Annotated in this window: 26 protein-coding genes and 2 riboswitches; of the genes, 4 read left to right on the top strand and 22 right to left on the bottom strand. The window is 37.3% G+C overall.

What is annotated here, in order from left to right:
• Window positions 1-22: 22 nt before the first annotated feature.
• A riboswitch (SAM riboswitch) is annotated at window positions 23-128 on the bottom strand.
• Window positions 129-223: 95 nt separating this feature from the next.
• The 5 genes from ACHUE4_RS11360 to ACHUE4_RS11340 all read right to left on the bottom strand — a co-directional run bounded on the left by ACHUE4_RS11360 (window position 224) and on the right by ACHUE4_RS11340 (window position 2,589).
• Entirely contained in the window at window positions 224-538 is a 315-nt protein-coding gene (locus tag ACHUE4_RS11360; protein WP_394190081.1) for a DMT family transporter, read from the bottom strand.
• Window positions 538-870, bottom strand: a complete 333-nt coding sequence (locus ACHUE4_RS11355) for a DMT family transporter (RefSeq protein ID WP_394190079.1) — start codon at window positions 868-870, stop codon at window positions 538-540. Before ACHUE4_RS11355 ends, ACHUE4_RS11360 begins: the two co-directional genes overlap by 1 nt.
• Before the next feature lie 54 nt (window positions 871-924).
• A riboswitch (guanidine-I (ykkC/yxkD leader) is annotated at window positions 925-1,027 on the bottom strand.
• Between the two features lie 88 nt (window positions 1,028-1,115).
• On the bottom strand, window positions 1,116-1,556 hold the full coding sequence (locus ACHUE4_RS11350; protein WP_394190077.1) for an NUDIX hydrolase: 441 nt from the start codon (window positions 1,554-1,556) through the stop codon (window positions 1,116-1,118).
• 96 nt (window positions 1,557-1,652) lie between these two features.
• Window positions 1,653-2,225: an MEDS domain-containing protein gene (locus tag ACHUE4_RS11345; RefSeq protein WP_394190075.1), complete on the bottom strand. Its 573-nt coding sequence runs from the start codon at window positions 2,223-2,225 to the stop codon at window positions 1,653-1,655.
• 226 nt (window positions 2,226-2,451) lie between these two features.
• On the bottom strand, window positions 2,452-2,589 hold the full coding sequence (locus ACHUE4_RS11340; protein ID WP_394190073.1) for a hypothetical protein: 138 nt from the start codon (window positions 2,587-2,589) through the stop codon (window positions 2,452-2,454).
• Window positions 2,590-2,759: 170 nt separating this feature from the next.
• Between ACHUE4_RS11340 and corA the strand changes: the two genes are divergently transcribed.
• The gene (corA, locus tag ACHUE4_RS11335) at window positions 2,760-3,722 is read left to right on the top strand and encodes a magnesium/cobalt transporter CorA (protein ID WP_394190071.1); all 963 of its coding nucleotides are present in this window, start codon (window positions 2,760-2,762) and stop codon (window positions 3,720-3,722) included.
• A 335-nt stretch (window positions 3,723-4,057) separates the two neighbouring features.
• Here corA and lepB read toward each other — a convergent pair whose 3' ends face one another.
• Together lepB and ACHUE4_RS11325 are read right to left on the bottom strand one after the other, a co-directional pair.
• Window positions 4,058-4,687: a signal peptidase I gene (gene lepB / locus ACHUE4_RS11330; protein WP_394190069.1), complete on the bottom strand. Its 630-nt coding sequence runs from the start codon at window positions 4,685-4,687 to the stop codon at window positions 4,058-4,060.
• Between the two features lie 150 nt (window positions 4,688-4,837).
• Window positions 4,838-5,665, bottom strand: coding sequence for a VanW family protein (locus ACHUE4_RS11325; RefSeq protein ID WP_394190202.1), 828 nt, complete (start codon window positions 5,663-5,665; stop codon window positions 4,838-4,840).
• A 132-nt stretch (window positions 5,666-5,797) separates the two neighbouring features.
• Here ACHUE4_RS11325 and ACHUE4_RS11320 point away from each other — a divergent pair, with 132 nt between their 5' ends.
• Complete coding sequence (locus tag ACHUE4_RS11320; RefSeq protein ID WP_394190067.1) at window positions 5,798-6,553, top strand: hypothetical protein; 756 nt, start codon at window positions 5,798-5,800, stop codon at window positions 6,551-6,553.
• A 223-nt stretch (window positions 6,554-6,776) separates the two neighbouring features.
• On the opposite strand, the gene ACHUE4_RS11315 is transcribed toward ACHUE4_RS11320, so the two are convergent.
• Window positions 6,777-7,187: a pyridoxamine 5'-phosphate oxidase family protein gene (locus ACHUE4_RS11315; protein WP_394190065.1), complete on the bottom strand. Its 411-nt coding sequence runs from the start codon at window positions 7,185-7,187 to the stop codon at window positions 6,777-6,779.
• 66 nt (window positions 7,188-7,253) lie between these two features.
• The gene (locus ACHUE4_RS11310; protein WP_394190063.1) at window positions 7,254-8,273 is read right to left on the bottom strand and encodes a PQQ-dependent sugar dehydrogenase; all 1,020 of its coding nucleotides are present in this window, start codon (window positions 8,271-8,273) and stop codon (window positions 7,254-7,256) included.
• 131 nt (window positions 8,274-8,404) lie between these two features.
• Between ACHUE4_RS11310 and ACHUE4_RS11305 the strand changes: the two genes are divergently transcribed.
• On the top strand, window positions 8,405-8,596 hold the full coding sequence (locus ACHUE4_RS11305; protein WP_394190061.1) for a CsbD family protein: 192 nt from the start codon (window positions 8,405-8,407) through the stop codon (window positions 8,594-8,596).
• Between the two features lie 42 nt (window positions 8,597-8,638).
• On the opposite strand, the gene ACHUE4_RS11300 is transcribed toward ACHUE4_RS11305, so the two are convergent.
• The 9 genes from ACHUE4_RS11300 to ACHUE4_RS11260 all read right to left on the bottom strand — a co-directional run bounded on the left by ACHUE4_RS11300 (window position 8,639) and on the right by ACHUE4_RS11260 (window position 13,733).
• Complete coding sequence (locus ACHUE4_RS11300) at window positions 8,639-9,379, bottom strand: STAS domain-containing protein (RefSeq protein WP_394190059.1); 741 nt, start codon at window positions 9,377-9,379, stop codon at window positions 8,639-8,641.
• On the bottom strand, window positions 9,366-10,019 hold the full coding sequence (locus ACHUE4_RS11295) for a cobalamin B12-binding domain-containing protein (protein ID WP_394190057.1): 654 nt from the start codon (window positions 10,017-10,019) through the stop codon (window positions 9,366-9,368). The genes ACHUE4_RS11300 and ACHUE4_RS11295 overlap by 14 nt, the downstream gene beginning before the upstream one ends.
• Window positions 10,020-10,048: 29 nt before the next feature.
• Entirely contained in the window at window positions 10,049-10,393 is a 345-nt protein-coding gene (locus ACHUE4_RS11290; RefSeq protein ID WP_394190055.1) for a hypothetical protein, read from the bottom strand.
• Complete coding sequence (locus ACHUE4_RS11285) at window positions 10,390-10,695, bottom strand: antibiotic biosynthesis monooxygenase family protein (RefSeq protein WP_394190053.1); 306 nt, start codon at window positions 10,693-10,695, stop codon at window positions 10,390-10,392. Before ACHUE4_RS11285 ends, ACHUE4_RS11290 begins: the two co-directional genes overlap by 4 nt.
• A gap of 121 nt (window positions 10,696-10,816) precedes the next feature.
• A complete protein-coding gene (locus ACHUE4_RS11280) occupies window positions 10,817-11,299 on the bottom strand; it encodes a GNAT family N-acetyltransferase (RefSeq protein WP_394190051.1) in 483 nt (160 codons plus the stop codon).
• 59 nt (window positions 11,300-11,358) lie between these two features.
• Window positions 11,359-12,171, bottom strand: coding sequence for a metallophosphoesterase (locus ACHUE4_RS11275; RefSeq protein WP_394190049.1), 813 nt, complete (start codon window positions 12,169-12,171; stop codon window positions 11,359-11,361).
• A gap of 12 nt (window positions 12,172-12,183) precedes the next feature.
• Window positions 12,184-12,801, bottom strand: a complete 618-nt coding sequence (locus tag ACHUE4_RS11270; protein ID WP_394190047.1) for an NAD(P)-dependent oxidoreductase — start codon at window positions 12,799-12,801, stop codon at window positions 12,184-12,186.
• A 67-nt stretch (window positions 12,802-12,868) separates the two neighbouring features.
• Window positions 12,869-13,315 (bottom strand): DUF4385 domain-containing protein, encoded by a 447-nt coding sequence (locus tag ACHUE4_RS11265; protein ID WP_394190045.1) that lies wholly within the window; start codon window positions 13,313-13,315, stop codon window positions 12,869-12,871.
• A 31-nt stretch (window positions 13,316-13,346) separates the two neighbouring features.
• Window positions 13,347-13,733 carry a VOC family protein gene (locus ACHUE4_RS11260; protein WP_394190043.1) on the bottom strand — a complete coding sequence of 129 codons (387 nt, stop codon included), beginning with the start codon at window positions 13,731-13,733 and terminating at the stop codon, window positions 13,347-13,349.
• A gap of 87 nt (window positions 13,734-13,820) precedes the next feature.
• Here ACHUE4_RS11260 and ACHUE4_RS11255 point away from each other — a divergent pair, with 87 nt between their 5' ends.
• The gene (locus ACHUE4_RS11255; RefSeq protein WP_394190041.1) at window positions 13,821-14,195 is read left to right on the top strand and encodes a VOC family protein; all 375 of its coding nucleotides are present in this window, start codon (window positions 13,821-13,823) and stop codon (window positions 14,193-14,195) included.
• A gap of 198 nt (window positions 14,196-14,393) precedes the next feature.
• Here the strand turns inward: ACHUE4_RS11255 and ACHUE4_RS11250 are convergent, their stop codons facing one another.
• From ACHUE4_RS11250 to ACHUE4_RS11235, 4 genes are all read right to left on the bottom strand, one after another.
• Complete coding sequence (locus ACHUE4_RS11250) at window positions 14,394-14,828, bottom strand: GNAT family N-acetyltransferase (RefSeq protein WP_394190039.1); 435 nt, start codon at window positions 14,826-14,828, stop codon at window positions 14,394-14,396.
• A 110-nt stretch (window positions 14,829-14,938) separates the two neighbouring features.
• Entirely contained in the window at window positions 14,939-15,466 is a 528-nt protein-coding gene (locus tag ACHUE4_RS11245; RefSeq protein ID WP_394190037.1) for a P-loop nucleotide/nucleoside kinase family protein, read from the bottom strand.
• A gap of 74 nt (window positions 15,467-15,540) precedes the next feature.
• Window positions 15,541-15,897, bottom strand: a complete 357-nt coding sequence (locus tag ACHUE4_RS11240) for a cupin domain-containing protein (RefSeq protein ID WP_394190035.1) — start codon at window positions 15,895-15,897, stop codon at window positions 15,541-15,543.
• A gap of 27 nt (window positions 15,898-15,924) precedes the next feature.
• Window positions 15,925-17,394, bottom strand: coding sequence for an amidase family protein (locus tag ACHUE4_RS11235; protein ID WP_394190033.1), 1,470 nt, complete (start codon window positions 17,392-17,394; stop codon window positions 15,925-15,927).
• Window positions 17,395-17,640 lie beyond the last annotated feature (246 nt).

Genomic DNA, 17,640 nt, shown 5'->3' with positions numbered 1-17,640 from the left:
GAGGTTAGTAAGAACTAACATCCTCTTATCTGTCAGCTATTGCTGCAAGAATTAGCACCGTGCCTACTCGCGTAAGTCGGTTGCCGGGTTTCATAGGGCTAGTTCCCTCCACCTGCTCTTGATAAGAAAAATGTAGATATGAATTTTTTGAAATCTAAATTGGATTATGACAGGATACAAAATTGTTGTCAACACAATTTTCTAAAAAATTAAAATATAATTTTTAGGAAATGAATTTCAATCCAACAGCAGCTCCTAGCACCATCGAAATGAAAAGAATGCGTAACCCCGTTCTTGGTTCTCCGTAAAAAATCATACCTAAAACGGCTCCACCAGCTGCCCCAATACCTGTCCAAACTGCATACGCTGTTCCCATCGGAAGAGTTTCCATTGCTAGTGCTAAAAATAGAAAGCTTGCAGTAAAACTAACGACTAATCCGGCAATGGACTTCCAGTTTCGCTCTTTATGCACTTGATTAATCATGAGAACGCCCGTCATTTCAAATAAACCTGCCGTGAATAAAAAGATCCAAGCCATTAGGTCACCTCCTCCTCATGTTTCGTTACAAGCTTCAAACCAACTACGCCAACTAACAACATAACAATTAAACCAATCTTCGCTAAGCTAATGGTTTCACCAAAAAACACGCTATCAGCTACTACCGTTCCTGCTGTACCTAATCCAACAAATACGGCATACACCGTCCCAACCGGCAATGTTTTTCCAGCCATGATCATCAGATAGAAGCTGATCGCAATGGCGATGATCGTGCCAAGCCATGTCCAACTATCATCTGCGTGTTTTAGACCAATCACCCAGCACACTTCAAAACCGGCAGCTATGATTACTTTCATCCATTCTTTATTCATATAACAGTCTCCTTAAACTAAAATAAGCCCGAGAAATGAACGTATGTCTACGTTATCTCCCAGGCTTTTGTCCTTCCGTGTATCTTTGCAGAGTGCAAAGCGTTTTCTCTCGGACCAGTCCAAACGAAGTGTCTGCGGAACCCTAGAAAACTTGTTCGCCAAGCTTGAATGGCGCTTTATGAAATTCATGTATTGCAGTAAGGATATTACAGACTCCCGCTAGAGTCAAAAGAAATGGGCTATTATTAGCAATCCTTCCATGCTTTCTCCAACAAAATGGAGCGAAATGCAGGTAAGAGAGAATCAAAATCTTTCGAATGCAATTCTTCACGAGTGACCCATCTACTTTCAGAATGCTCTTCATTGAGTTGAAAATTCTTTAACTGCTGCTCTGAAATATTTACAACATATGTATAGAGGAGTCGATAGATTGGCTCACTAGCTGTTTGCCCTTCAAAAGTACGGACATGGATTTCCTTTAATCCCTGTAAATCCATATTCGTTTCTTCTTTCACCTCACGAATCGCAGCTTCTGCGGGAATCTCGTTAAATTTCACTTTCCCCGCTGGCACGTTCCATACTCCGGGAGCAACGACCGATTCGGTGGAACGCTTGGTTAACAAGATTTTGTCTTCGTGCATTAAGATGATTTCTACTGAAACCCGATAATTTGGATGTTTGTTCATACTTAATCTCCGTTTCCTATGAGAAATATAACTTGCGCTCAAAAAAATGCCTTGCAGTTGAAGGCATCGGCATTGGATGTTTATTCGAAATAATTTTCAGGTTACCTTATCAGTAGGTTGATATTGTTCGGAAACAACCAGATTTTCTTCTATAAGTACATATGGATGTGTTTCCATTAAAAATGTTTTAACATACTCAGGTAATTTCTCTCCATCGTAAGCACAAATTAATGGAAAAGATAGTGCATTTACTTCTTCATCTACTATTCTCTCAAAATCTTCAATGAGATAGAGAGGTTCTTGCATAGTCGCCCATTCCACATGCGCCCATGATCGGAATGCAGTGCCATTTTGAATATATGGTTGCACCACTTTTTTAAAATATTCATGTATGGCCGGTGGATGATAACTCCCACTTGAGAAGTAAAAATCTAAGCTGTTTACATAGTGAACAAGCTCCAATTGCGTTTTCGTATACTTGGAACTCATTTCTTCTTGAATTTTAGGATATAGACGTGCATTTTCAATCAGAATAATGTATTCACCCGCAACAATTCCGTCATGAATATAATTCAAAATTTGCTTCATATAATCTTCTTCTTCATGAAAAGAATACAGAACATGAACATTCCTTTGGTCCTCAATCAATTGATTCATTTTGGTAGTCATTGAATCATTCCTTCACTCTACTTATTTATTATTTTAGATTATACTAGAATATTCTAAATAGAGCAAAATGACTGGATAAATGAACCAATTATCAATAGATACATCATATAAGTAGGAACACATCAAATTTATAACAGGTTTTAGATGTTTATTTGATATACAATCGTAAATTATAGTTTATTTCATAATAAAAACCCTCTTTTTTCAAGAGAGTTCAACTAGCTCATTATGATCGCGCCTTGATGGGAATGCCGTGTTTTTTTTGAAACGGGAATTTCCCCATTACTCCAGCGACGCTGCTAATGGCAAATACCGAAAATAAAGCAATTGGAAATGCAGATTTTCTAAAATTTTGTAGTGTCATCAAATGGTCTCCTTCTTTGATTCTTATATTTTAAGTGTAATGAAACTATATGAAAGAAAAGTGAAGGACATGTTAAGGATTGTGTAGGAAAGGTAAAATATTTAGGACAATGGGATTTTCTATATTCGTGGTAAACTACTACCATATACAGGTTGAAACGAGGTTTAAGAATGATTCGAACATTTGGTGTTACGGCTGATAGCCATTTAGAAATGGACTTCCCATTAGAAGAACTTCATAAAAAATCATTCGAGTGGTACTGGGTAGATTTTGATCAACCAACTCAGGAAGAATGGACATTGTTAGATTCTTTCTTTCAATTTCATCCACTTGCTATAGAAGATTGTTTGCATCGATTGCAGCGTCCAAAAGTCGATTTTTATGGTGACTACCATTTCTTTGTAGTCCATACAATGAATGAAGAAACACTAGAAGCTGAAGAGTTAGACTTATTTATTGGCAAAAACTTTGTCGTGACTTTCCATCATACCCCCGTTGAAGAGTTAGATTTGGTAAGGGAGAAACTACAAAGGGATTCCTCATTTTGGGAGCGTGGATCGATTTACGCCATGTACCAAATTCTCGACAAAGTGGTCGATTCTTATTTCCCTTTAGTTTATAAGATTGAGGATCACTTAAATGAAATTGAAGATCAAATGACATTTGATATGAAGCATTTTTCCATGGAGTCTGTTTTTGATATGCGTAGTGATTTATTGTGGTTGAGACGAACCATTTTGCCGATGCGGGATTTAATGTATCGTGTGCTAAGTTCGAGTCGGTTTGATTTGCAGGGACATGAGAGAGCTTATTTCGCTGATATTTCCGATCATCTTGTTAAACTAACAGAAATTGTGGAATCCAACCGCGAATTGACTGCAGATATTCGAGACAGTTATATGGCGATGAACTCGAATCGTATGAATCGAATTATGATGATTTTAACGATTGTCTCGTCTATTTTTATTCCGTTAACGTTTATCGCGGGAGTGTATGGCATGAATTTTGAGAATATGCCTGAGCTTAATATGGAGTATGGTTATTTCTTTACTCTTGGCACGATGATTTTTATTGGACTTGCGATGCTTGTGTGGTTCAAATATAAGGGATGGATGAATTTATTTAAGCAATAGAGAAAATGGAGTTGTCTCAAAAGTCATGAAAAGTGACTAGGAGATGACTCCTTTTTTGATTTTCGTTTCAGACGGACGCTTTCCGCGGGCATGGCTTCAGTCTCCTCGTCGCTTCGCTTCTGCGGGGCCTTTAGCTCATGCTATTCCCGCAGGAGTCGCCGTCTTCCACTACAATCCCTCACCTACTATAAATGCGAGTTCTCAAACTGTATGCCAAAAAATAAGGATAGTAAAAGTCTCTTTTTTCTATCCCAAATCAGATTAGATACTTATTGGAAAACCCCATTCATTAACCAAAGCATAAGTTCTTTGAAACTAATGCGCATTCACAAAAATCATTTCGAATAGCCCAATACTGTTCCTTGTATTCTTTCAACTGGTAACAAGCCAAAATCTTTGCTGTCTGTTCCTCGCCACCACTGATCAACTAACACGAATACAGTGCCTTCTTCTACATGTACTGGATTCATTTCTGTTTTGAAGTAACGCTTAACTGCATCAATGTCTTCTACCCCACTTAAATCTGCATGTTCGAAGTACTCTTCTTCTGTAGCTCCTGTTTTGGTAGCCTCCCCATAAAAGGTATCCAATTTTTCATGGTTTATATAAACGTGACCATACCTAATCATGACGGTCTCTCCAGGTAACCCGACAACTCTACCTAAATAGTTTTCTGGAATTCTAGAGTTTTTCTTAATTGCCGCTTCTAGCATTTTATAATAAACAACATCACCGCGTTCAAGAGTATCATCATTTGGATCTACTACTAATTCACTGTGTGTTATTGAATCATAATCATGATTTCCCCTATCCATAGCGTCTGAACCCCATTCCACCAACAAGTGATGTTCTTCTGGTGTCACTGTTTCAATTTCTGAAGAAGTATTGTCATCTGTAACGGTTTTCAATTCTGGAGTGCAACCCACTAACATAAGTCCGAGTACAATAAGAATAAGTTTATTCAACCCACCAACCCCTTTTACATATTATACCAAGGTCAAGTCGATTCACTTCTTTGTTTTATGAATTTTCTGTGAATTAAAAATGAATTCTTATGAACAATATAATATCATCGCATTTAGCAAATTATTTTTAGCCACCTTCAGTGTTCAGTGTTATCCACGTTCATCCCCCTGACTTAAAAATGGCGGGTACATTGTAATCGCGTGGTTTTCCGTAATGAACTGATCATCAATGCATTCCTTGTTTCGGTTATAGACTTCTCGGTAAATGGTGTTGTGTCGAACGTATCCTCCCCATTGTTCTAAGGTGAACTGATGGTCTTTCTCATAAACTTTATAAGTGTTTGTTGGTTGGCTAACGGATCTCCATTCACCCACTAACGAGACATCTGTTAAATAAATGATGAGTTGATATGGTTCGGTGGTTTCGTTTTTTATTTGAAGATCTAAATAATTATAAGCACAAGTTGCTCCACTTCCGAATGGTTGGCTACGTTTAGAATCTGGAAAGACATCGTAGCTATGACGGTATCTTTCTGTAATAGTTAGCGGTGTATGTAAAGTCATCCAGTAAATTAAGTTTGATAATTGGCATAAGCCCCCGCCTACTCCTGTTGTTACTTTTCCATAATGCAATATCATCCCATCTACATAGCCTTTTCTTTTCGTTGTGGCACCAATTGTTTTCCAATATGAAAAGGTTTCTCCGGGTTGAATCACGATACGGTTAATCTTTTTAGCAGCAATCTTTAAATTTGTTATCTTGTTATACTGCAATTGCATATCGACATCTTTTAATTGGCGGAGCAAAGGCGTTCGATGTTTAAAAACACTATGAGGTAACTTCTCTTCCCCTTTGTTCTTCGCATATTTCTTGTCATCAAATACCCACTCCGTATATCGTTTCATTCGATACACTTTCTTTCCGAAAAAAATACGTAAGTTGCTTCGTTTGATTGGTTTTAATGAATTCACTTGAATACCCCTTTAATAATTCTTTATCTCTCTATATAATTATTCCTTAATATGGTATTCGATACGTTTTTGAATTTACCTTCTGTTAATTTCAATAGGTAAACTATTCTTATCATAGATTTTGAAAGGATGTATGGGATGAGAGCACCGCAAGAGATACTAGATGTCTGGCACTTATTCGATGATAAACCGATGGATACAGTGATGAAATTCTGGTGGTCAAAGCAGCCTGAAGGCGGAGGGCAGCGAAGTGTTTCATTAATAAAAGAGCATTACGCACAATATGGAGTTGCGGGAAATTGTGTGGACTTGTCATTATGGTTAATTGAAGAATTTCGGTATAGAGGAATCGAAGCTTATGGGATAGCGGATGACGTGAATGCAGAGCGAGCACATATAGCAGTAATTGCAGTTGATCAGAACGGCAATAAGTATTTATGCGACCTTGGAGATCAATGGATTCAGCCTATATTAATAAATGAAAACCTTGAACCTTCTCAAGAGTGGTTATCAGGTTATTTCCCTGCTGCAAAAGTAAAACAAGAAACCATCGGTCACAAAACTAAATTGCTATTTCAACGCCCAAATGGCAAAGTATCTTCTTCTAATTTTAATACGACACCATTAAAAGATGATTTTCTGTGGGATCTTTCAGAACGGGTACAACTTGTGTTTCGTAAGAGTCCACTTATTGAAATTCGACTTCCCATAAATGATGAGATCGCTCATTGGGAGTTCGATAATTGGACGAGTTTTTTAAGTACATCCGATAAATTAACGAAGGAAGAGTCCAATTTATCACTAGATGACTGGGTTCAACGAATTCATATGAGGACAGGTATGAATAAAGCATTTTTAGATGAGGCATTGAGGTATTATAAAGAGCTCGACTAGTAGAACTCTTACTAGTTAACTTGCCCGTGAGACGTGTTTGTGCGATCAGCGTGTCTGTTTACGCGATAAACATCCGAAGTGACTGATAAATTTCCCAAGCGCCACATTCACTTTCATTTACACTACTGCTTCTGTTAATTCTCTACAATTCAATACTCACTTAAAGAAAAGGACTGCCAATGAGTCAGTTTTCACTGGCTTTCTTGGCAGTCCTTTTTACCTTTTAAAATTCAATGGTTTCTGGTGGTTGACCACTTTTGTTCATCAATCGAATGGTTTCTGGTTTCACGACCAGAATGACTAAATCCGGATCTTCTGGTCCATCAAACCAGTTTTTCATATGATCGTTCCATATTTTTTCTTTTAGACTTTCGTCTGTACTTTCGCTGACTTTGCCTTCGATTTCTAGGAAAGCATCGCCAAACCCTTCACCTTCATATCCAATTAAAATATGTGTGTAAGGATTTGCTTCAATGTCTTCGACTTTATGTGTGTTTTTGTTCGTTGGTGTATATAGGGTGAAGTCTTCATTGAAAAATGTCATGTACCTGGAATGTGGTTTGTTACTTTTCACTGTTGCCATTGTCCCGATGCGGCTTTCATTTAAAATGTTCAATGCTTGTTCTTTACTCATTTAAAAATCAGCTCCTTTTCGAAAGTATTCCTTCCACGTGAGCCAATTAAACATACGAATGTGCTGTTATTCTTTTACATAACGATAAAGGATATCGTCATCCGCACTTGGTGATCCGCGACCGTCTGTATTATTCGATACAAAGTATAGTTGTTCCCCATCTGAAAACACATCTCGAATTCGGCCATAGCCTGTGATGGTTTCTTCGATTTCAGCTGTTTCACTGTTAACTACTAAAACTCCTTCTCCGCGTAAGGCAGCTACATATAGCTTACCTTTATGGAACGTCATACCAGATGGAGCCCATGTTGTATTCGAACCAGAATGTAGCAATGGTGATACTAGCCCTTCTCTTTGTTCATTGCCTTCAATAAGCGGCCACCCATAATTTTTGCCTTCTTCAATTCTATTAATCTCATCTTTTGCAGATTGACCGTGTTCTGAGGCAAACATCTCTCCGTTTTCATTCCAAGCAATGCCTTGTGGGTTTCGATGACCCATACTGACTACTGACCACGTGTTATCTTCATTTAACCGCATGATTTTCCCGTTTTTCGAAGTTGGGTCTTGTGCCAAGTTCGGAGTTGAAGCGTCACCAATTGTGACATATAGGCGTTGATCTGGACCTATTTCTAATCTTCCTCCGTGATGTACATTCCCTGTTAAAATGCCATCTAACAGAATGGCTGTTTCCGTCCATGGATTGCCATCTAGTTTTAAAGTAACGACACGATTATATGGTTGTCCTTCTACATCATACGTATAATAAGCAAATGCTTCCTTCGTTTCTTCAAAATTCGGCTTTAATACAAAACCTAAAAGGCCCGCTTCGGATACCCTTGCAAGAGGTGAGGATAGTTTGACTTGCTGATGTGTAACTTCTCCATTTGAAGAAACCCTTGCAATGGTCCCAACTCTTTCAGAAATAAAGAAGTCTTCTCCATGTTTATTTATTGACCATGGAATTTGGAGATTTGTAGCCACTTCTTGAACTGATTTTTTTGCTTCCGTATCATTTGAAAAATCGAGATACCCACAACCACTAAGTAAAACCATTGCTGTGACTAGAATGATTAATTTTCTCATGCGTTAGCACCTCTTTCTCTACTTCTTTTCATTATACCGAATATTCAGATATATCATCTGTAGAAACATGTCGTTTAAATCATTTCTCTTGGGGTATACATCTAATAATATGAACTGAAGGAGGAATTGCATTGACGAAGGATAATGGATTGACAGACAAACTTAAAGGTGAATTTAACCAAGCCAAAGGTGAAGCTAAAGACCAGTTTGGAGATGCTACAGATAATAAGAGCCTTCAGGCAGAGGGTAAAGTAGATAAAGTTAAAGGTAAAGCTCAAGAAGAGCTTGGCGAATTAAAAGATCGACATACCGATCGCACATAAGTAACAAAAACAGTTGCTCTCATTAGTTGAGGGCAACTGTTTTTATGTTAACAAAGCAATCGCTTGTTGTAAGGTCGGCAAATAGGTAGATGTGTTAACTTCTCGATTTTTAAGGAAATGCGTATGCATCGGCTTAACTCCCACAATGTATGTTTGAATTCCCATGATTTGCAGGGTTTCCATGAACGCTTGAAACAAAGAAATTCCAATGTCCGTAATCTGATCGATTCCATTAAAATCAAAAATGACAGTTGAGTAATCTTGTTCATATAAAGTTGCTGCCAGGCGATCCTCGGTGTTCGAAATTAACTCTTGATCAAAGTAACCAAACAAAGGAACGAGTGCAACTTTATTGGATAATCCAATGACAGGCGCAGATAATTGCTTAATTTGTTTTAGCTGGGTTTCAGCTAATTCTTTTTGAGATAATAATTCGAAATCCACAGTAGCTAGACGATTTTGATGTTCTTGAACGACACTCATTATCTTATCTAACTTACTGCCAATGGCATAACATTGTAGAAAACCTTTATCATCTTTCCAAGTGATCGAGACGGCAAAAAGCTCAGGGTTCTTTTCTTTCGTTGTTAGGGTGATTTCAATGGATTTTAGCAAATCATCACTTAGTAAACGTCTTTTTTTCGAATGGCTTTCTTCATCCATAATATCGGTGAACCACTGGATATCTCCAAAAACTCTTTCAGCAGATGCTGATAATTCAAGCACATGAAATGACCGATCAATAATAAATGTCGGAAATGGAAGTTCTTTAATTATATTCATGCATCTTAACCTCTTCCAATTCTGTCATCCACGTTTGTAACTCTTCAAAGTCACTGACCATCTTCGTTTTCGGTGATGCGTACTTTAACAAATCATAAGTAGACAACAATCTACTACCCACAATGACTTGCGGATGACTATTTATCGCTTCTAAAGCATCTACATATTCTTTAAGCTGATCTAAGTGATGAATGATGGTTAACGATATTCCGATTACATCAGGAGAAAAACGTTCAGCAGCTTCAACGGCATAGCTAAGTGGCAAGTTAGCCCCCATAAAACGCACATTCCATCCTTGCTGCTCAAATACATGCGCTGCCATCTTCATACCTAATGAATGTTGTTCCTTCTCTACACTGAAAAACATGGCTTTCTTAGACGAATTTGTTAATGGTTTCTTGTTAACGACACTATGGAATTTAGCGAGTACAAAGTCGCATGTAGAAGTCGCTAAATGTTCATCGGCCACCGTAATTTCATCTTCTTCCCACATACGTCCAATCTCTTGCATTGCTTTGGTTACAAAATTTTGATAAATAGATGCAACGGTGGTTTGATTCGAATAGAGTGTTTCAAGCATTTGAAACGCTTCGTTTGATTGTCCATCAATAAGGGCAAGTGCTAAATTTTTTGGGGTCATTTCTTTCACCTCAGTCCATCAACTTTCAGCTATTGAATTGCTTGAATTCCTTGAAGCAGAATATGTTGGTACGTACTTGCTTGTGGGTCAGCACTCGACTCTAATCGATCATGGATTCGTTGAAAATTATCGATTACATGATGTTTATTCATGCCACGAGCAGTCAGTAAGTTGGTCAGCCATATCGCATAATTGGAAAACACTTCTGGCTGCCCTAATTTTGCAGCTGTATCCAAATGATCGAAATGATGATGATTATCTTCGTAGCATCGTGCTTTTCCAGCTTCGCCAAAACGTGTCAAAATCTCTGGATATGCTTCATAGATTTCAATAACAACTTCATCAATAACTTTTTCTCTGGCTTGTTGGTTCATGTTGCCACCACTTGGTACTTCGAAACTTTCGGGACTATCGCTGCTAATTCTTGGTCTGGATAGTTTTTTTCTAAATCATGTACATGTTTGAAGGCTTCACTGGTAACCCACTTCATATAAGCAGATTTATCCACCCATTGCATATGTACGGTTAGCTCCTCAGGACGCTTTTCATTTTGTAATAAATGAAAGGATTCAAATCCTTCAAATGTATCCACAAGTCGAGACCGATTCTGATAAATCGCAATGACTTCATCAGCCTTCCCCTTTGGAACATGTACCATCGAATGGACAATATACATAGAGTTGATCCCCTTTCACTTTGTACTTTTTTGATTTCAGTCTTAATATCTTATCACAGTTTTGTTCGAATATCTAAATATACACTTTAGTCGACCAATTTAAGAAATCACTTTTTCAAGATTATTCCGCTTTTACATAAAGGTGTAAAGCCCACTGTTCACCTTTTAAACCATTGTAACGACGACCTTCATCTACAAATCCACCTTTTAAATAAACAGCTCGTGCAGCCTCATTCATATCATTAACGCCTAAAACCACTTCATCAAATTGTGGGAAATGCTCACGAATAAAATCTGGTAGAGCTAAAATCGATTCCTTTGCAATTCCTTGTCCTTGATAATCAGGATGAATTGAATAGCCTCGAAGCAAAACAGAATTAGGATTTTCCGAATAAAAATAGCGATCATCGCTAACTTCTAATATAAAAAATCCCGCTACTTGATTTCCTGCCAAAATCGTAACAGGTGTTCGTGAATGCGAATCTTCTTTTAGTAAGTCCAGTGGATGAGCTGTGAACTCTAATTGCTCCGGAGTTAAAGGGTAAAAAGTAAACGCTTGTTGGTGATCGGGTTGATATGGGAGTAACGTAACTTCTGTTGACATGTTCATCTCTCCTTATTTTCTAATAGAATATTGGTTTCACTTACATCCTTCGTAAAGGTTTAAGAACTTTGCAGGGTAACGACCACAATTTCTGGTAAGTTAAATAATCGCAAGGGGAGAATACTGTTCCCCAACCCTCGACTAATCACCAATTTGGATTGTTCTTTTTCATGTATACCGTCTGTAAATTCCGGGAAAAAACCTTGGCCTGGAGCGATTAATCCGCCTACAAATGGGATACGGAATTGACCGCCATGTGCATGACCAGAAAAAGTTAAATCGACTTCAAACTCTTCATAAGTTTGAAAGTCTTCGGGCCGATGTGCAAGCAATAAGGTAAAACTCTCACTACGAATTTCTGCTTCAGCTAACATTTCTGATGCAGTCTGTCCCATTAACGGATCTTCAATACCGCTTATAGCGATAGAGTCATTTCCATGCTCAAGCATAAGGGTTTCATCCGAAAGAACTTGGACACCAAGGGCTTTCAGTTCATTTTTGATATGCTGAACATCATTGGTGGCAACTTCGTGATTTCCCGTTACATAATAGACATCTGCTAATTTCACTAACTGATTCACGAGATCTAGGCTATTGGGTAAATCATAGCGTCTGCTATCCACCAAATCTCCTGTAATAACAATCAAATCCGGTTTAGCTTGTTTCACTTTTTTCACTAATCGCTGTTGATTTTCTCCAAAAGTGGCATCATGCAAGTCAGACACTTGCACAATGCGATACCCATCAAATGCGGCTGGGATATCTGCCGAACTAACTTTGTGATTCGTCGTGGTGATCCAGTTATTATTTATATAAATAAAAACGATGATACTTAGTAAAATAGAGACATATTTTATTAATTTAAAAATCATTATTAACTCCTTTTAATAAGCTAGCCCCACTCTCGTGCCAATAAACTGTGGATCTAACAATTCATTGTAGGCACATAACGCCGTATCCCCTACAGATATCTCAACGCCACCTTTAGGTAAAAAGTTTCTTTCAGTTCGCCACTTGCCAGTCTCTTCTCCATCAGGCAAGTAAGTCGGGCAGATAATTGTCCACTCTAAATCTGTACTCTTTAATTGTTCGTATACCTTTGCGTGCTCTTCAGCAGCTAAAGTTAAGCGACGTTTCGATTCGGTGGATTGAAAACGATACACATCGGGATTTGTTCTGCTTTGCAAAATACCCGCTGTCCCAATTGTAATAATCCGCTCGACATTCCCCGTTTTCATCGCTTCAATTATGAAAGGGATGGCATCCGTTAATGTCGTGGTTTTATCGGTCCCTATGGCACTCATGACAGCATCCGCATTTTCAATTGCTTGACTCACAAGTTCTTTATCACGAATGTCCCCAGTGAGTATGCTTAGATTGTTATGAGTCGGTAATTTTGATGGTGTGCGAACCAATGCAGTGACGTGATGTCCATCTCGAAGTGCGAGTTTAAGAATTTCACTCCCTACCCTACCTGTTGCACCAAAAAGTGTTATGTTCATTACGATTCCTCCATGTTTTTCTTCTCTACTAATGGCTAGCTATCATATAGCCGCCTAACTACAACTCTTATCCAAACTCTTTTTGATGATGTTTTTTACGTTTGAGATAATCCTCATCTTTGCGAATTTTGTCCCACTGTTTTTTAAAAATAGCTGCAGATTCTGCTTTGATTGGATCTATGTCTCTCTCTTTAATGGAGCCGTCTTCATTATACTTACGACCACCCTTGTAATTCGTATATCGTCGAGCTCTTGTATAGCCCATTTGAATGAATTTTCGAGCCATATCCATCCCTACAAAATCATTCTTCTCACGATACTCCTCAAACAATTCCATAATCTTTGTGGACGATTCTTTTGCTATATCCGGTGTTTTAAATCGCCAGTGTGGGAGAATTTCACTTTTATACGGTTCTACCAATAAAACCCCTTGCTCGCCACGTCCTACTCGGTACAACTCTGGCTTTTCGCGAAAATTAATCGTATCAAAATCTAAATCATAATCAAACGGCATGGTCGAATCACTCCTTTACTTCCCATACCCTTTATGTAGGTGCAACAACCTCCAGTTTTACACGGTCAGGATCTTCAAAAAAGACAGCATAATATTGATTTCCTCCTGCGTAGGGATGGCGATCCTTATACAAAATACTTACTTGACGTTCTTTCAGTGCCAAAGTGAGTTGATCTACCTGCTCTCTAGATTCTCCATGGAACGCTAAGTGATTTAAACCGGTATGTCCTCTATGATATGAATGCTCTAGATGGTTCATTTCCGTTTGAACAAATACAAGGTAGGTTTGATCTTTTATATAACTAAAGCCTTTTGGCCATTCTTGATACAATTCATATCCTAAATAAGGTAAAAGAAATTGATAAAAGTTTCTTGATTTTTCCAGATTGGAAACATTGATTTCTACATGATGCAACATGGAATTCACTCCTTTTTTTAAGGATACCATAGCAGGAGATTTTCCTTTCATGTCGAAAACATATAACCGAAAGGGTGTGCGATTCTTATGGCCAAATCAAAAATTTCATACATAGGACAAATTGCAGTTAACGTAAAAGATGTAGGAAGAGCAGTTGAATTTTATCGGGATGTTGTAGGTTTACCACTTTTGTTTGAATCGAATGGGTTAGCCTTTTTGCAATGCGGAGAAACAAGGCTACTATTGAGTTTGCCAGAAAAAGAAGAATTCAATCATCCTTGTTCAGTTATGTATTTCAAAGTGGACGATCTGCATGAAAAAGTGAAGACCATGAAGGAATTAGGAGCTCATTTCATCGATGAACCACATATGGTTGGCAAAATGGGGAACACCGAGATTTGGATGACGTTTTTCAAAGATACGGAAGGCAATACGCAGGCAATTATGAGTGAGATTGAGTAACCACATCAAGTAATTGTGTAAGTATCGATTAAACGGAGTAAGAAATGGGGGTATAAGTAATTGAAAGGGTATAAAAAACACTATGGTTATCATAGTGTTTAGGCTCTTTTAGTAAAATAGTTTCGGTTAAATTAGTTTCCTATCCCAATCTTATTCAAGTTAACAATCCCCTATAAAACAACTTAATATCTATTAGGATTATTTTTTTGAAATCACAGTAAACATGCCAGTCATATTGGGGGAGAAGTCTTTAAAATTAAATTTCTCATAGAACGTTTCTTTACCTTGTGATGCAAATAATCCAACAAACGCCTTGTCTGGGGCATTTCTATTCAAGTATTCAACCAAAAGATTCATTATTTCATTTCCAATACCATGTTTCTGATAATCTGGATGAACCACGATATCTTGGATATAAAAATAAATAGCCCCATCGCCAACAATTCTGCCCATACCCACAATTTGTTCATTATCCTTAACTGTGATGCAGTGGATAGAATTCTTTAGTGATGTTTCCGCTACTTCAAAATTCATATAATTAGTCCATCCCACAGACTCACACAAATATTTGTATTCTTCCAATGCGGGAATATTATTTTCAATCTTATAGTTTTTCAAAATGTTACCTCCCATGCCTCAAACTTCACCAATATATATACGACATCGTTTAATTTACTCCTCTTCTTCGGCTTCAGCTACCCCGCCGCGTTTGAAGTAAGACTTAGTGGTTTTTAATTAATCGTCTAATTTTCAATTTCAATTTCACCTTCACCACTAGGCACTTCGAAACCATTAATGTAAGTAGTTAAGAGTTCTTCTGAAATAGGGAACGAATTTGCGTCAAAACGTTTGTTACGTAATTTTAGTCGCTCACGTAAATCATCTGAATGAACTTTTAAATAGATAAGTTTCCATTTACCGCCAGAATCCTCAATCAGTTTTTTATATTGGTTCCTTCTTGCACGATCCCAAAAACTGAAGTCAATTACCACCTGTTGTTTATCGTGAATAAGCTCAATTAAACGGTTCCGTAATTTCCTCTCTGCATCCTTTCTATATTCCTCGAATTTATCCATTGGGAAATCAATCCCCCAACGACCATTAGTAGCCCATATTTCTTCATCAATAGAAAGTCGGACGAAACCCTCCTTTTCTAGTAGTTGTGAAAAAGTTGTTTTCCCTGACCCGGCCACACCACACATCATCACTACTAAAGGAGTTGCATCATTTCGTTCACGATGAATTAATTCAAAGTTAAATTTTTCAAACATCTGCATACCCCCACATTTCTTGATGTAAATTTTGCTATTTCTATACGTCAAATCCTAAACTATTAATCTTCCACTCATTTTTTTAATGACATGAATAACGAAGGGTTTAACTCACTACTTTCAATTACAATAGCAGTCAAACCCTTATCTGTCTTCGTTTCATGCCATTCATCTTTTTCCCAAAACACTGCGTCTCCTGGCTGAACTTTAATGTTCTGCATTTCATCATTGCGAACATATCCTTCTCCATTCATTACTAACAAAAGTTGAGGGACTACTGCCTGGTGATATCCTACAACACCATTTGCTTCTAAGTGCATACAGCCAATATTAGATGCTTTGTCTGTTTGAACAACGTGAGACATTATAAAATTCGAATTAAATTTTGAAATACTCTTACCACTATCTTTACTAAATTTATAAAACTCCATTAAGTACCTCCATAATGATTTCTCTTTCTATATTAATTTCGGGTATTTCCGATGTTTTGTAGCTTGTTCAAAAGCATAAGCAAGTTTTATTAATACACCTTCACTAAAAGCCTTCCCTGCAAATGTAATGCCAAATGGCCTTCCACTTTCCATGTAACCAGCTGGCACAGCTATAGATGGATAGCCAGCTTTAGCACATATGGTTGAGCCAATATAAGATGGAAAAATTATCGCATCAAGGTCATACTTTTTTAAAGTAAAATCAATCCCCATGTCCTGAGAAAAATACAAATCTTCTAATTTCGCATTCAAATATTCCGGATTTCTTAAAGTGTTTGGTAAATTCTCTCTATACTCCAACATATTCTGACCATATTTTAAAGCCTTCTGTTCATGCTGTTTATTAAATTGAATTAATTCTGTGTCAGAATGAATTGGTAAATGAGACGGTAATCGAGATAAATAATTTCCTAAGCTATGTTTCATTTCATATATCGGTACTCCCCAACTCCAATCTCTATTGAAAGAAGGGATTTCGATAGTATCAACAACATCTGTTCCTTCATCACGTAATGTTTGAATAACATGATTAAACAGATTTTCATCGTATTCCCCTGAATGATAATAGTCTTCTGAAGCTTTATTAAATATACCGATTCTAGCACCTTTCAATCCTTGAGAATCTAAAAAGACTGTATAATCATGTTTAGAAATACCTTCGCTCTTATAAGTAGCTGGATCGAATTTATCGACACCTGTTAAAGCACCTAACAAAATCGCTGCGTCCGTAACTGTTCTTGCAAAAGGTCCTGCTGTATCTTGTGAGTATGTAAAAGGGATTATTCCCGTGCGACTTATTAACCCAACCGTAGGTTTAATTCCAACTACTGAGTTTTGAACTGCAGGACTCAAGATGGAAGCATCTGTCTCAGTTCCAACAGATAATACTGTAAAATTTGCAGCAACTGCCACAGCAGAACCTGAACTTGATCCACCAACAAATAGTTCAGCATCGCCGTATGGATTTAATACTTGTCCACCTCTTGAACTATAGCCTGCCCACATTTCTTTTGACATCCCATTAGCTAGTTCTGTCATATTTGTCTTACCTAAGATTATTGCACCTGATTTGCGGAGTTTTTCAACAAGAAATGCATCATGCATGCTATTATAATTTTCTAATGCAAGTGTTCCTGCACTTGTATGCATTGAATCATTTGTTTCAATATTGTCTTTAAGGAAAACGGGTATTCCATGTAAAGGTCCCCTAATTCCCTTTGTTTTTCTTTCATAATCTAGTGCTTCCGCAATAAAAATTGCATCTGGATTTATTTCAAGAATAGAATTTACTTTCGGACCATCCTGATCATATTTTGCTATTCTGTGCAGGTAATACATGACCAACTCTTTTGAGGTTACTTCTTCATTTTCTATAGCAGTTTGTATATCATCAATCGTTAATTCTTCTCTGAAAAAATCATTAAACTTAATTTCCATATAACGCTCCTTAAATACTTCAAAATTTCCTTTTTTAAGATACTCTTCTGTATAAATTCAAAATAACCTGCCGATTTAGTTGAATCAAAAAAAGCTGAGATTTATAATACTTCGATGAAATTTCAAAAATGCCTTTTTTTATTCAAGACTAACCTGCCTAATATCCATTGTACTTGTGTAAATTAAAATTTTTTGTTAATAAAAGCACCTCTACTTCAAGGTGCTAATACTGAATATATTCAGATG

Origin of the sequence: Paenisporosarcina quisquiliarum, from assembly GCF_043641925.1 — a bacterium.
In the GTDB taxonomy this organism is placed as follows: domain Bacteria; phylum Bacillota; class Bacilli; order Bacillales_A; family Planococcaceae; genus Paenisporosarcina; species Paenisporosarcina quisquiliarum_A.
This window is presented reverse-complemented; position numbering and strand designations above follow the sequence as displayed.